Origin of the sequence: Pandoraea cepalis (assembly GCF_902459665.1) — a bacterium.
GTDB classification, from domain to species: domain Bacteria; phylum Pseudomonadota; class Gammaproteobacteria; order Burkholderiales; family Burkholderiaceae; genus Pandoraea; species Pandoraea cepalis.
In genome coordinates this window covers 224,377-237,869 of sequence record NZ_CABPSL010000002.1, presented here as the reverse complement: position 1 = coordinate 237,869, position 13,493 = coordinate 224,377, and the positions used below count along the sequence as shown (strand labels likewise).

Annotated in this window: 12 protein-coding genes; 4 read left to right on the top strand and 8 right to left on the bottom strand. The window is 61.9% G+C overall.

Features of this window, described 5'->3' with window-relative positions; all coding sequences use genetic code 11:
* Positions 1–165: 165 nt before the first annotated feature.
* The 3 genes from PCE31106_RS05530 to PCE31106_RS05520 form a co-directional block, all read right to left on the bottom strand.
* The gene (locus tag PCE31106_RS05530) at positions 166–1,374 is read right to left on the bottom strand and encodes a branched-chain amino acid ABC transporter substrate-binding protein (RefSeq protein WP_150550813.1); all 1,209 of its coding nucleotides are present in this window, start codon (positions 1,372–1,374) and stop codon (positions 166–168) included.
* A gap of 720 nt (positions 1,375–2,094) precedes the next feature.
* A complete protein-coding gene (ispH, locus tag PCE31106_RS05525; RefSeq protein ID WP_017232789.1) occupies positions 2,095–3,069 on the bottom strand; it encodes a 4-hydroxy-3-methylbut-2-enyl diphosphate reductase in 975 nt (324 codons plus the stop codon).
* Between the two features lie 8 nt (positions 3,070–3,077).
* Positions 3,078–3,533 carry an FKBP-type peptidyl-prolyl cis-trans isomerase gene (locus PCE31106_RS05520; RefSeq protein WP_150562640.1) on the bottom strand — a complete coding sequence of 152 codons (456 nt, stop codon included), beginning with the start codon at positions 3,531–3,533 and terminating at the stop codon, positions 3,078–3,080.
* Between the two features lie 162 nt (positions 3,534–3,695).
* On the opposite strand from PCE31106_RS05520, the gene radC reads away from it, so the two are divergent.
* From radC to nadB, 4 genes are all read left to right on the top strand, one after another.
* Positions 3,696–4,370 carry a RadC family protein gene (gene radC / locus PCE31106_RS05515; RefSeq protein WP_017232787.1) on the top strand — a complete coding sequence of 225 codons (675 nt, stop codon included), beginning with the start codon at positions 3,696–3,698 and terminating at the stop codon, positions 4,368–4,370.
* Between the two features lie 224 nt (positions 4,371–4,594).
* The gene (gene rpmB, locus PCE31106_RS05510; RefSeq protein ID WP_017232786.1) at positions 4,595–4,828 is read left to right on the top strand and encodes a 50S ribosomal protein L28; all 234 of its coding nucleotides are present in this window, start codon (positions 4,595–4,597) and stop codon (positions 4,826–4,828) included.
* A gap of 16 nt (positions 4,829–4,844) precedes the next feature.
* The gene (gene rpmG / locus PCE31106_RS05505) at positions 4,845–5,012 is read left to right on the top strand and encodes a 50S ribosomal protein L33 (protein WP_017232785.1); all 168 of its coding nucleotides are present in this window, start codon (positions 4,845–4,847) and stop codon (positions 5,010–5,012) included.
* Between the two features lie 242 nt (positions 5,013–5,254).
* Entirely contained in the window at positions 5,255–6,859 is a 1,605-nt protein-coding gene (gene nadB, locus PCE31106_RS05500) for an L-aspartate oxidase (protein WP_150562639.1), read from the top strand.
* Between the two features lie 104 nt (positions 6,860–6,963).
* Here nadB and nadC read toward each other — a convergent pair whose 3' ends face one another.
* From nadC to PCE31106_RS05475, 5 genes are all read right to left on the bottom strand, one after another.
* Positions 6,964–7,851 carry a carboxylating nicotinate-nucleotide diphosphorylase gene (nadC, locus tag PCE31106_RS05495; protein ID WP_232424549.1) on the bottom strand — a complete coding sequence of 296 codons (888 nt, stop codon included), beginning with the start codon at positions 7,849–7,851 and terminating at the stop codon, positions 6,964–6,966.
* A 14-nt stretch (positions 7,852–7,865) separates the two neighbouring features.
* Positions 7,866–8,999 (bottom strand): quinolinate synthase NadA, encoded by a 1,134-nt coding sequence (gene nadA / locus PCE31106_RS05490; RefSeq protein WP_026131739.1) that lies wholly within the window; start codon positions 8,997–8,999, stop codon positions 7,866–7,868.
* Between the two features lie 94 nt (positions 9,000–9,093).
* Positions 9,094–10,290 (bottom strand): DesA family fatty acid desaturase, encoded by a 1,197-nt coding sequence (locus PCE31106_RS05485; RefSeq protein ID WP_017232781.1) that lies wholly within the window; start codon positions 10,288–10,290, stop codon positions 9,094–9,096.
* A 312-nt stretch (positions 10,291–10,602) separates the two neighbouring features.
* Positions 10,603–11,997 (bottom strand): mechanosensitive ion channel family protein, encoded by a 1,395-nt coding sequence (locus tag PCE31106_RS05480; RefSeq protein ID WP_150562638.1) that lies wholly within the window; start codon positions 11,995–11,997, stop codon positions 10,603–10,605.
* Between the two features lie 46 nt (positions 11,998–12,043).
* Positions 12,044–13,315, bottom strand: coding sequence for an RsmB/NOP family class I SAM-dependent RNA methyltransferase (locus tag PCE31106_RS05475; RefSeq protein ID WP_150562737.1), 1,272 nt, complete (start codon positions 13,313–13,315; stop codon positions 12,044–12,046).
* Between the last annotated feature and the right edge of the window lie 178 nt (positions 13,316–13,493).

Genomic DNA, 13,493 nt, shown 5'->3' with positions numbered 1-13,493 from the left:
ATCGGGCGCGCGAGGGGGTCGAGAGAATTGCGGGTAATGAGGCGTAATCCTGTGTCAGGAGGGGGGGCCGTGCCCGTCATGCAGGCACGGCGTATTTCCGCAGAGATCGAAACGGCACCGAACGGGTAGGCAGCGGTGCCGTTTCATGGCGCAAATGCCTTAGAGTTACATCTTCACCACGTCAAGCACGCTCTTCTTTTTGTCCTTGAAGTTATAGAGCGTGATCACCGGTTCCTTCATGTCGCCCTTGCTGTCGAAGGCGATGTGGCCGATAACACCCTTGTAGTCGGTGGCCGGCATGGCGGCCAGGATCTTGGCCGGATCGGTCGAGTTGGCACGCTTCATGGCGTCGATGATCACGTTGACAGCGTCATACGTGAACGGGGCGTAGATCTGGATCGGCTGGTTGAAACGGGCTTCATAACGCTTCGCGAAGTCCGCGCCGCCTTCCATCTTCGACAGCGCCATACCCGCTTCCGAGCAGACGATGTTGTCGATCGCGTCGCCGGCCAGTTCGGCCACCTTGTCGGTACACACGCCGTCGCCGGCCAGCACCTTGGCACCAATGCCCAGTTCCTTCGACTGCTTGGCGAACGGGCCGCCGGTCGCGTCCATACCGCCGTACATGATGATGTCCGGACGCTCGCCCTTGATCTTCGTCAGAATCGCGCGGAAGTCCGTGGCCTTGTCGTTGGTCGCGTCGTGCGAGAGCACCTTCAGGCCGTTAGCCTTCGCGGTCTTCTCGAACTCGTCGGCCAAGCCCTTGCCGTAGGCCGTTGCGTCATCAACGATGGCCACCGATTTGGCGCCCAATGCCTTGGTCGCGTAGTTGGCCAGTGCCGGGCCCTGCTGAGCGTCGGTAGCCACCACACGATAGGCCGTCTTGAAGCCCTGCTGGGTGTAGGCCGGGTTAGTGGCCGACGGGGAGATCTGCACGATGCCAGCATCGCTATAGATCTTCGAGGCCGGGATCGTGGTGCCCGAATTCAAGTGGCCCACCACGGCAACGACCTTCTCGTCGACGAGCTTCTGGGCGACCTGCGTTGCGGTCTTCGGATCGGCCGCGTCATCTTCAGCCAGCAGTTCGAGCTTGACCGGCTTGCCGTCGATGGTCAGGCCCGCCTTGTTGGCTTCTTCGATAGCGAGGCGTGCACCATTTTCGTTATCTTTGCCCAAGTGAGCAATTTGGCCCGTCAGCGGCGCAACGTGACCAATTTTAACTACAACCGCATCGCCGCCCCCGCTGGCGGCAGTCGTCGCGGCGGGCGCCGAAGCGGCGCCCGAATCGGCCTGCTTTTCTTCCTTCTGACCGCATGCCGCCAACAGCGTCACTGCGGCAACGACGGGCAGTACCTTCGCGAACTTGAGTTGCATGTGATTATCTCCAAATTGTCGGCGGATGAATAACGCCAGTAACGCCAATTCAACGTTTCGTATGCGAAACGCGCGCATTGTAACTCCATTCTTTGCGGATGCGATGCTCGCCGCCACAGGGTTTTCCATAATGGAGGCCTAAGGTTTTATACCGACTTGTGCAACCCGATTTTTTCAAAAGCGCAACCCCGGATTGGTTAAAGGTTTTACACACCGTGCCCACCGGTGCGGGTAACGTCATGGTGCAACCGATGCACCAGTCATGGGCTCGGACACAGCAATAACTAGATATGCAAGTTGCATGCCCGCGCTATCTGGAGCGCTTGTTCTAATTAAGTGAATAAATAAATAATTGATTTTCTGGAAAGCGAATGCTAATTGCTCAATCAATTCTGTATTCGCTGAATTGTGTATCGAGTCGACAAGTTTTATCTAACAAGACGCCAAAATCGATGAAATGCGTCGCGCGGATTATCCGCGAAATTCAATTTGATTTTGCATAGATCCCGCAAGACGAATCCCGAGCGCGATCTGCGATTCGGTGAGCGACGCGGCGCTTGCGTCAGGGAGGGTCGACGCGCGGGGTCGTGGGGAATCCGGCGCGGGGAGGCGAGGCAAAGGAAGGAGGCATAAAAAAACCGGGGCCACGTAATATGGCACCCGGTTTGTCAGCCATGCGGGGTTACCGCTGGCCGATCGGCATTGTTGCGACGACGGCGCTTAGCCGGCCGCCACCGGCACAAGACCCTTGGGAAGCGGGAACGCAATATTTTCTTCCACGCCATCGAGCACTTTGACCTGATTGACGCCCAGCTCACGCAGACGCGAAACGATCGATTGCGCCAGCACTTCCGGGGCCGACGCCCCCGCCGTCACGCCAATCCGGCGTTTGCCGTCGAACCACTCCGGCTTGAGTTGCTCCGGGGCATCGATCATGTACGCGGGCACGCCCATCTTCTCGGCCACTTCGCGCAGGCGATTGGAGTTGGAACTGTTCGGGCTACCAACGACGACCACCACGTCGCACTGCGGCGCCATGAACTTCACGGCATCCTGGCGATTCTGCGTGGCGTAGCAAATATCCTGCTTCTTCGGCTCGGTAATCGAAGGGAAACGCTGCTTGAGTGCATTGATCACCTCGGCGGCGTCGTCGACGGATAGCGTCGTCTGCGTCACATAGGCGAGCTTGCTCTCATCGGCGACCTGGAGCGCCAGCACGTCGTCGATCGTCTCGACGAGGAACATGCCCTCGCCCGACTGCCCCATCGTGCCCTCCACTTCCGGGTGCCCCTTGTGGCCGATCATGATGATCTCGAGCCCTTGGCTACGCATCTTCGCGACTTCGACGTGCACCTTGGTGACGAGCGGGCAGGTCGCATCGAAGATGCGCAGGCCGCGCGCTTCCGCCTCGGCCCGTACGGCCTGCGACACACCATGGGCGCTGAAAATCAGCGTGTTGCCCGCCGGCACGTCGGTCAGCGCCTCGACGAAAATCGCGCCCTGCTTACGCAGGTTGTCAACGACATAGGCGTTGTGCACGATCTCGTGGCGCACGTAAATCGGCGCGCCGTACATGGCGAGCGCGCGCTCGACAATCTCGATCGCGCGGTCGACGCCCGCGCAAAAACCGCGCGGCTGGGCCAGAAGAATTTCCGCATCCGACAGGGTCGGTGCTACGACTTGGGTGGCGCTCATTTCGATTCCTACAGAATGCCGATAATCTGGACTTCGAACACGATCGGCTGGCCGGCCAGCGGATGGTTGAAGTCGAACAAGGCCCAGCCGTCACCCAACTCTCGCAGGATGCCCGCATAGCGGCCGCCGCTCGGCGCGTTGAACTCGACCAGATCGCCAACGCTATAGGCTTCGCCAAAATTGCTGTTTTCCTGCAACGTCTTCATCGAAACGCGTTGCAGCAGCTCCGGGTTGCGCGGGCCGAATGCCTGCTCCGGCGCCAGCTCGGTCCGGCGGCGCTCCCCGACCGTCATCCCCAGCAGCGACTGCTCCAACGTCGGCGCCATCTGGCCGCCGCCGAGTTGCAGCGTCGCCGGCGTCCCTTCAAAAGTGTTGACAATGTCCGCGCCGTCGGGGGCGGCGATCCGGTAGTGGAGCGTCAGATAGGAATCGTCTTGAACCACAGGGGTTACGGCAGAACTCATGGGGGTCTCACAGCAAGGTCAAGCTAATATTGTAAAGGACGGCGCGTTGCGCGTCCGGCTCCCCATCGAAGCAGCCCCGATTTTTTCCTGTCGACGGCATCGTTTGTGATATTCGTGGCACCCGCGATCATGCGCGCGATGGTGTCCCTCCTTGGAGTCGTCATGTCCATCGCTCAATGGCCGCTCGCCGAGCGTCCCCGTGAAAAAATGCTGGCCCGCGGTGCCGGTGCGCTGTCCGATGCCGAGTTGCTCGCCATCCTGTTGCGGACGGGCTCGCACGGGCGCAATGCCGTCGATCTAGGTCGCGAATTGCTGGCGCGAAGCGGATCGCTGACTCGGCTGCTCGCCACGCCCTTCGAGACGTTACGGCAAATTCCGGGGCTAGGTCAGGCCAAAATTCTGCAATTTCAGGCCGCCCTCGAAGTGGCGCGCCGCATGCTGGGAGAAGGCATGCAGTCCGGCAATCTGCTCGATTCTCCGGCCCGCGTGCACGACTATCTGCGCCTCACATTGCAGGATCGGTCGCGCGAGCGCTTCGCATGCCTCTTTCTGGATGCCGCGCATCGGCTGATCAGCACGCGCGTCATGTTCGAGGGAACGCTCACCCAGACCTGCGCCTATCCGCGCGAGATTGTGCGCGCCGCGCTCGACGTGCACGCGGCGGCCGTCATCGTCGCGCACAATCATCCGTCCGGCGTGCCTACCCCAAGTGCGGCCGATCTGGCGCTCACGCGCCAGTTGGGCGACGCGCTGGCGCTGCTGGAAATCCGGCTGCTCGACCACTTCATCGTGGCCGGAACCCGCGTGTATTCACTCGCGGAGAACGGCGAGCTGTGACACCCACAACAACATCTGCACAGAATTTTGGCAGTTGGGTCGCGTTCGCGCAGCGCTTGCGCTATAATCCGTCCCTTCCCGAATCTCCGACAGACGTTTCCCGCCAGGGACTCGCATCCTGCATCGCGAAAGCGATTGATTTGTCTGGGATTTTTGTGGTATCATCGCGGTCTGTCTTTTCGACTCACCTTTTTTTACACAGAATTCTGGGTTAGGAGTGCTTCATGGCACGCGTATGTCAAGTGACCGGGAAAGCGCCGATGGTCGGCAATAACGTTTCCCACGCCAACAACAAAACCAAGCGTCGTTTTCTTCCGAACTTGCAAAATCGCCGGTTCTGGGTTGAGACCGAAAACCGCTTTGTGCGCCTGCGCATTTCGAAGGCTGGCCTGCGCCTGATCGACAAGAACGGCATCGACGCCGTTCTGGCGGACCTGCGTTCGCGCAACGCCATCTAAGTTTTAGGAGATCATCATGGCAAAAGGCGCTCGCGACAAGATTAAGCTGGAATCGACCGCTGGCACGGGTCATTTCTACACGACCACCAAGAACAAGCGTACCCATCCGGAAAAGATGGAAATCAGCAAGTTCGATCCGGTGGCTCGTAAGCATGTGGCTTACAAGGAAACCAAGATCAAATAAGATCAACAGGTTTTCTCGCAGCGGTTCGCTGCTGCGTTCGATACCCCGCCTCAGGCGGGGTTTTTCGTTTGGGCGTCCCGAAATTCGCAACGCTACGCTATGCGTAGTCACGCAACACAGAATTTCTCCGATGTGCGCATAGGGTCATGTGTCGCGCGCGTATTGACTCGCTATACTGGCTCATTTCCCATCACGAGAATGGCACCACGCCCGTGGCGTCGATTCCAGAGAGCGCGCGTATCATGAATTTCGATGTCGTCATCGTCGGCAGTGGGCTCGCCGGCCAGTCCGTCGCCCTGCACCTGGCCAAAACCTGCCGCGTAGCGCTGGTCGCCAAACGCCCCATGCCCGAAGGGGCCAGCGACTGGGCACAGGGCGGCATCGCCGCCGTGCTCGACTCGACCGATAGCGTCGACGAGCATGTTGCGGACACCCTCATCGCCGGCGCCGACCTGTGCGACGAAGCCGCCACACGATTCATCGTCGAACACAGCCGCGAAGCCATCGAATGGCTCATCGCGCAAGGCGTGCCGTTCACCCGCGACGACGCCGCCGAACTCGGCTTCCATCTGACGCGCGAAGGCGGCCATAGCCACCGCCGCATCATTCATGCCGCCGACGCCACTGGGCACGCCGTGATCGCCACGCTCACCGAACGCGTGCGCCAGCATCCGAATATCACCGTCTTCGAGAATCACTTCGCGGTCGATCTGATCACCTCCGACCGTGCCGATGCGGCAGCGACGGCCGGGCGTCATTGCCAAGGCCTTTACGTGCAGGATCTCGGCACCGGCGAGGTCCACGCCATGACGGCGCGGCACACGGTGCTGGCCACGGGCGGCGCGGGCAAGGTGTATCTCTACACGACGAATCCCGACACCGCGACCGGCGACGGCATCGCGATGGCGTGGCGTGCCGGTTGCCGTATCGCGAACATGGAGTTCATCCAGTTCCACCCGACCTGTCTTTATCATCCGTACGCCAAGTCGTTCCTGATCACGGAAGCCGTGCGCGGTGAAGGCGGACGCCTGGTGTTGCCCGACGGCACTCGCTTCATGCCGCAACACGATCCGCGCGCCGAGCTGGCACCGCGCGACATCGTGGCCCGCGCCATCGATTTCGAGATGAAGCGGCACGGTCTGGACTGCGTGTATCTCGACATCAGCCACCAAAGCCCCGAATTCCTGCACGAGCATTTCCCCACGATTCTGGCGCGCTGCGCTGAACTGGGCATCGACATCACGAAGCAACCGATTCCGGTGGTGCCGGCAGCACACTATACGTGCGGCGGCATCGTCACCGACATGCGCGGCCGCACGGACCTGCCAGGACTCCATGCCGTCGGCGAAGCCACCTATACCGGCCTGCATGGCGCCAACCGTCTTGCCAGCAACTCGCTGCTGGAATGCCTGGTACTCGGCAAGGCCACTGCCGAAGACATTCAACGGGACGAAGCGACGCCGCCGCCGGCAAAAGACGTCCCGGCGTGGGATGAAAGCCGTGTCTCGGATGCCGACGAAGAAGTGGTGGTCGCGCATAACTGGGACGAATTGCGCCGCATGATGTGGAACTACGTCGGCATTGTGCGCACGACCAAGCGGCTGGAGCGGGCGCAGCATCGTATCGCCCTGCTGCGCGAGGAAATTGCCGAGTACTACGCAAACTTCCGCGTGAGCCGCGATCTGTTGGAATTGCGCAACCTGGTCGACGTGGCGTCGTTGATCGTTGACAGTGCCCTGTCGCGCCACGAGAGTCGCGGCCTGCACTTCTCGCGAGACTTCCCCGACACCCTGCCGAAGGCCCTGCCGACAGTGCTTTCGCCCGTGTTACCGCGTCGCACCCGCTGATCGGCCTCTGATCGACGCACACCGCCGCACCGACGAAAACAAAAAGGCCGCAGAGGGTCACCCTGCGGCCTTCGATCTTGCAGCATGACAAGCGCGAACGGCGCTTACCCCACCGTCTCCAAAATCCGCATCGAAAAATCGGTCGCGCGAACATCCTTGGTCAGTGCACCGACGGAAATCCGATCGACGCCCGTTTCCGCAATCGCTCGCAGCGTTTCGAGATGGATCCCGCCCGAAGCCTCGAGCACGGCGCGGCCATCCGTGACGCGTGCCGCCTCGCGCATCATTTCCAAGGTGAAGTTGTCGAGCAGGATCGAGGTCGCGCCGCATTCCAGTGCCATTTCCAGCTCCTCGAGCGACTCCACCTCGATCTGCACCGGCGCACCGTCGGCCAGACGGTCGGCGTTCGCCAGCACTTGCCGAATGCCGCCGGCCGCTGCGATGTGGTTTTCCTTGATGAGAATGCCATCGTAGAGCGCCAGACGTTGATTCGCCCCGCCGCCCACGCGCACGGCGAACTTCTGCGCGAGGCGCAGGCCCGGCAATGTCTTTCGCGTGTCGAGCACCCGCGCCTTTGTGCCCTCGACGATATCCGAATAACGACGCACCGCCGTCGCGACGCCGGAAAGCAATTGCAGGAAGTTCATCGAAGTGCGCTCCCCCGTGAGCAGCGCGCGCGCCGGGCCGTGGATATCGCACACCGCCGAGTCGGGCGTCATGCGCTCGCCTTCCCGGTAGTGCCACTGCACGCGCACCGAGGCATCGACCCCTTGCATGCAGCGCTCAAACCAACGTACGCCGCACAGCACCGCCGACTCACGCACGATGATGCGCGCGTGCGCCATTTCCTCGGACGGTACAAGCAAGCCGGTCAAATCGCCGGCGCCGATGTCTTCCGCGAGCGCGTCGCGCACGTTGCGCGCGAGCGCCGCCTCGAGCGGCTCGCCGAACGCGGCGAAATCGGGCGAGAGCGCCTCGTCGGTATTCAGCATTTTGGATGACGTCATCATGCGGGGCCCACGCCGGCAAACAGCGCACCATCGCGCGCGAAATCGCCACTGGCGCGGACGTTCTGCTTGCGCGCCTCGGCGAACTTCAACATTCGGTCGATACAGGTGTGGGCGCGGCGGCCGATCTCCGCATCCACGTGAATCTCATTGCGCCCGGACGCCAGTACGTCGGCCAGATTCTGCAAACTGTTCATCGCCATCCACGGGCAGTGCGCGCAGCTCTTGCACGTGGCACTGTTGCCGGCCGTCGGCGCTTCGATGAAACGCTTGCCCGGGGCCGCGGCGCGCATCTTGTGCAGAATGCCGTTGTCGGTCGCCACGATGAACTCGGTTGCCGCCATCGTCTGAGCGGCCGTGATCATCTGCGACGTCGAACCCACCACATCGGCCTGTTCGACGACCGAGGCGGGCGACTCCGGATGCACCAGCACCTTGGCGTTCGGAAATTCGCGACGCAGCACTTCCAGCTCGGTCCCCTTGAATTCGTCGTGCACCAGGCAAGCGCCCTGCCACAAGAGCATGTCGGCGCCCGTCTGCTTCTGGACGTAACTGCCCAGATGGCGATCCGGCGCCCAGAGAATTTTCTTCCCCTGCGCGTGCAGATGCGCCACGATTTCCAACCCGATCGACGACGTCACCATCCAGTCGGCTCGCGCCTTCACGGCAGCACTGGTATTCGCATACACGACGACCGTTCGGTCGGGATGTGCATCACAGAATGCAGCGAACTCGTCGGCGGGACAACCGAGATCGAGCGAGCAGGTCGCATCGAGATCGGGCATCAGAATGCGTTTTTCGGGACTCAGAATCTTCGAGGTCTCGCCCATGAAACGCACGCCGGCCACCACGAGCGTCTTGGCTGAATGGTCTCGGCCGAAACGGGCCATTTCGAGCGAGTCAGCCACACAACCGCCCGTCTCTTCGGCGAGATCCTGCAAGTCGGCGTCGACGTAGTAATGGGCCACCAGCACAGCATTCTGCTCCACGAGCAGGCGCTTGATTCGGGCCTTGAGGGCTGCGCGTTCTACTTGCGATGGCGCATCCGGGACCCGTGCCCACGCATGGGCAACACACGTGGCGCCGCTCGGTGCGGGGCGCTCGAATTGTACGGATTTGATTGAGGCGTTCATTTTCACGTGGCCCGCGGGGGGACCGGGAATGACAAAACCCCGCCTTGGCGGGGTTTTGATTATGCGTCAAAAACGAATTTCTGGCTGAGCCCGTTCATGCGTAACGGCGCAGACGCGTCGCAAACTCCTGCAGCGCGTGAATACCGCTCTGTTCCGCGCGATGGCACCAGTTCTGCAACTGGCCCAGGAGCTGTTCGCGCGATGCGTTCGAGCGCTCCCAGATGCCGGCCAGTTCACGACGCAGTTCGTAATACGTCTTGACGGCATTGCTGTGCGCGAAGATCTCGCCCAACTGTTGTTTCTGCGGCTCTTGCAGCGAAGCTTCGTCGTGATGCAGCCACTTGCTCGCGCCACGCAGCAACTGATACTCGCCAAGCTGACGCTTTTCCTTGAAGCGCGCCAGTTCCTGACCGTAGGCACGCTTGAATGTCTTGGCGTATCGCTCCATCACTTCGTAGCGGTTCGAGAGCACGGCCTGCAGCGTGTCGTCGTCGCACGCTGCCTTGTTCTTCGCGAGCTTCGGCGTCGGCGCGATCTTCTTCACCTTGGCCAGACCCAGCGCAGACAACACACGGATATAGAGCCAGCCGATGTCGAACTCATACCACTTGTTCGAGAGCTTGGCCGACGTCGCGTACGTGTGGTGGTTGTTGTGCAGCTCCTCACCGCCGATGATGATGCCCCACGGCAGCAGGTTGGTCGACGCGTCCGCGCAATTGAAGTTGCGGTAACCCCAATAGTGGCCCAGACCGTTGACCACGCCGGCCGCCCAGAACGGAATCCACACCATCTGCACGGCCCACACCGTCAGGCCGACCGCGCCGAACAGGGCGATGTCGATGATCATCATGAAGCTCACACCCAGAATCGGATAGCGCTTGTAGAGATGATTCTCGATCCAGTCGTTCGGCGTGCCGTGGCTGAACTTGCGCAGCGTTTCTTCGTTCTTCGCTTCGGCGCGATAGAGTTCGGCCCCTTCGGCCAGCACTTTCCACAGGCCGCGCGTTTGCGGGCTGTGCGGATCTTCCGGGGTTTCGCACTTGGCGTGGTGCTTGCGGTGAATGGCAGCCCACTCGCTGGTGACCATGCCAGTGGTCATCCAGAGCCAGAAACGGAAGAAATGGGCGACGATCGGATGCACGTCGAGCGCGCGGTGCGCCTGGCAACGGTGCAGGTAGATCGTCACGCCCGCGATCGTCACATGGGTGACGATCAACGTGAACAAGGTGATCTTCCAGCCGCTCCAGTCGAGCAGGCCGGTCGAGATGAATCCAAGGAGACTGTCCAGCAAAATATCACTCCAAACTAATCAATACGGTAGCAATCACGGCATCGCTGCCGTGTCTTGTCTTGTCGGGCCGGTAGGGCATCGATGGCCGTCGCGTCAGGTCTCGTTCTTGAGCTCGCTTGACGCTTGGATTCGCTGAAGATCGGCAAGTTGCTGAATGCCGGGGCGAGATGGGCGGAAAACGTGCCAGTGAACGTCGGGTTTTTATCGTTTGGCAAGCATTTTACCTGACGGACTGACGCCCGTGTGTAACGTCCCCGCCACGCATTTTGTCGCAGGTCAACCCGCTGCCCGGGGAAAAGCATCAATTCCGGGCTATGCAGGCCGCTTGGCGCCGTCTTCGGCCGGCTGTGGCGCGAGTTCAGACGATTCTGCCGGCAACGCCGGCGAATGCGCACCGCCGACCGGCACGCCATCGGTCCAATCATTCAGAATGCGTATTTCGCGCTGCGCATACGGAATTTCAATACCATGCTCACGAAATGTGCGCCAAATCCGCAAATTGATCTCAGAACGAATCGCGCCACTGCCCTGAGCCGGATCTTGCACCCAGAAGCCCATTTCGAGATCCATCCCATCCGCGCCGAAGTTCAACAACAACGCCGAAGGCGCCGGATCGGCCAACACGCGGGGAATGCCCACGGCCGCCTTGAGCATCAGCGACATCGCCAGTTCGACGTCGGCACTGTAAGCCACCTGCACGTTGACCTTGGCGCGCCCGCGGGTCTCGGTAAAGGAGTGATTCTGGACGACGTTCGTCACCAGTTGCTCGTTCGGCACCAGGGCTTCGACGCCGTCCAGCCCCCGAACGACCGTATAGCGCGTATTGATCTGCGAAACCGTGCCGTGGTACGGGCTGACGGTAATGAGGTCGCCAATACGCACCGAGCGGTCGAGCAAGATAATGAAGCCCGACACGAGATTCGACGCGATCTTCTGCAAACCGAAGCCCAGCCCCACGCCGAGCGCGCCGCCGAACACCCCGAGCACCGTAACGTCGATGCCGACGAACGACAGCGTCGTGAGCACCGCAATCAGCGTCAGCACGCCCTTGACCAGCCGCGAAAGCACCACCTTCAGATTGCCGTCGAGCGTGGCCGTGCGCATGATCCGGTCTTCAATCAGCGCGCCCACCCACATCGCCAGCACGAGCGTCACGCCGATCCAGAGCAGGCCGGAGAGGATCGAGAGCAACGTCAGATGGCTCGAGCCCACGGCGAAGCGCACGCTGGCGAGCCACTTCAGGATGTCGTCGTGGACACCGAGCACGTACGCCAGCATCGACAGCCAGGCGAGCGCCGTGAAAACGCGCTCGAAGACTTTCAGCAGCCCCGACGCATGGGGAGACGACGCGAACAACCGACGCGCGAGATAGAACGCCAGATAGATGAGCGCAGTGCCGAAGAGCGGCACCTCCGCGAGCATCAGCAGCGAAACGTGCGTGTAGTCCTGCAGGACCACGCGCGTGAGCGCCACGCAGATCCAGCCGAAAATCGGGAAGAAGGCGCGACGCAGGCTCGACGACCCCGCCCGGCGTGCTGGTGCGACACGCTCGAAATGACGGTCGAGCCGGCCGACCATCCAGCGCCGCAGCACGAAGGCAACGACAAGCGCGAGCGCGAGCGCCACGACCTGCCAGACGATCTGCGGTTCGCCGACATCACGCACGACATCACGCACCAATCTCGCGAAAGCTGGACTTTCCTGCATCGCTCTCTCTCTTCTTCTTTTTTGTTAGCCGACGCCGAGCACAGCGTTACGCCGAACGTCGCTCGAACACGGCGGCGAAAAAGCCGTCGGTCGCGTGGCGGTTCGGCAGCAATTCGAGATACTCGCCCGTGTCGATGTCGATTTTCTGCGCCGCCAGCAACGCATTCGCCGGTAACAGCGCGAAATCCGGATGTGCGGCCGCAAACGCCTCGGCGATGGCACTGTTCTCTTCGCTCAGCAGGCTGCACGTAGCGTACACGAGACGGCCGCCCGGCTTCACCAGACGTGCTGCGCTCGCGAGGATCGACGCCTGCTTTTGCGTAAGTTCGGCGACTGACTGTGGCGACTGACGCCATTTCAGATCCGGATTGCGACGCAGCGTGCCAAGCCCGCTGCAAGGGGCGTCGACCAGCACTCGGTCGATCTTGCCCGCCAGACGCTTGATCTTGCTGTCGTTCTCGCTGTCGATCATGACCGGATAGACATTCGACAGGCCGCTGCGCGCCAGACGCGGCTTGAGCTTCGCCAGGCGCTTTTCCGAGATATCGAACGCGTAAAGGCGCCCCGTCGAACGCATCTGCGCGCCGATGGCGAGCGTCTTGCCGCCGGCCCCGGCACAGAAGTCGACGATCATCTCTCCGCGACGCGGCGCGACCAATTGGCACAGCAACTGGCTTCCCTCGTCCTGGACTTCGATCGCACCGGAAATGAACAGCGGATGCTTTTGCAGTGCAGGCTTGCCGGCCAGACGAATGCCGTTGGGCGCGAACGGCGTCGGCTCGGCCGAAAAGCCGTCCGCACGCAGTTGCGCGAGTACATCGTCCCGGTTCGCCTTGACCACGTTCACGCGGCAGTCGAGCGGCGCGGGCTGGTTGAGGGCCGCGGCGAGCGCTTCGAGTTCAGTGCCGTCGAATCGCGTGGCCAGACGCTCGTAGAGCCATTCCGGCAAATTGGTGCGCACGCGTGCAGACAGGCTGGCCGGGTCGATCTGACCGACGTGCTCGAGCCACGAGACTTCATCGGGCGTTGCCACCAGTTGCACCGACGCCAGACCGCGCGTGAACGCCAGCCCGAGCAGTGCCAGGCGTCGCTCCAGCGGCCCGGAGCCACTGCCTGCGTGCTGACCGAATTCGAGCTTGCGGCGCAGAATGGCGAAGACCGTTTCCGCCAGCACACCGCGCTCGCGGTGGCCCAGCTTGGCGTTGGCGCGGAAGTACGTGCTCACAAGCGTATCGGCCGGGCCGCTGAACGTCAGCACGCTGCCGAGCAGGCGTTGCGTGTGCTCGAAGAGTGCGGGCGACAGGTGCTCTCCGCGCATGCGGGCCGTCTCGGCGGGCGGCGCCTCCGGGCGGCGATCGTTGCGTGAACGGTCGTAGCGGTCAGGGCGGACATATCGCTCCTGACGCTCTCCCGCCTGCCCGCCCTTTGACGGCTGACGGGTATCGGTGGATCGGCCACCGGCGCGATGACCGGATTGATTGGCGCCATCGCGGCGC

What these genes read in the sequence shown, in the direction of transcription:
- PCE31106_RS05530 (WP_150550813.1), bottom strand. Translation starts at nt 1,374, where the DNA reads ATGCAACTCAAGTTCGCGAAGGTACTGCCCGTCGTTGCCGCAGTGACG.
- ispH (WP_017232789.1), bottom strand. Translation starts at nt 3,069, where the DNA reads ATGAGCGCCACCCAAGTCGTAGCACCGACCCTGTCGGATGCGGAAATT.
- PCE31106_RS05520 (WP_150562640.1), bottom strand. Translation starts at nt 3,533, where the DNA reads ATGAGTTCTGCCGTAACCCCTGTGGTTCAAGACGATTCCTATCTGACG.
- radC (WP_017232787.1), top strand. Translation starts at nt 3,696, where the DNA reads ATGTCCATCGCTCAATGGCCGCTCGCCGAGCGTCCCCGTGAAAAAATG.
- rpmB (WP_017232786.1), top strand. Translation starts at nt 4,595, where the DNA reads ATGGCACGCGTATGTCAAGTGACCGGGAAAGCGCCGATGGTCGGCAAT.
- rpmG (WP_017232785.1), top strand. Translation starts at nt 4,845, where the DNA reads ATGGCAAAAGGCGCTCGCGACAAGATTAAGCTGGAATCGACCGCTGGC.
- nadB (WP_150562639.1), top strand. Translation starts at nt 5,255, where the DNA reads ATGAATTTCGATGTCGTCATCGTCGGCAGTGGGCTCGCCGGCCAGTCC.
- nadC (WP_232424549.1), bottom strand. Translation starts at nt 7,851, where the DNA reads ATGCTGAATACCGACGAGGCGCTCTCGCCCGATTTCGCCGCGTTCGGC.
- nadA (WP_026131739.1), bottom strand. Translation starts at nt 8,999, where the DNA reads ATGAACGCCTCAATCAAATCCGTACAATTCGAGCGCCCCGCACCGAGC.
- PCE31106_RS05480 (WP_150562638.1), bottom strand. Translation starts at nt 11,997, where the DNA reads ATGCAGGAAAGTCCAGCTTTCGCGAGATTGGTGCGTGATGTCGTGCGT.
- PCE31106_RS05475 (WP_150562737.1), bottom strand. Translation starts at nt 13,315, where the DNA reads ATGCGCGGAGAGCACCTGTCGCCCGCACTCTTCGAGCACACGCAACGC.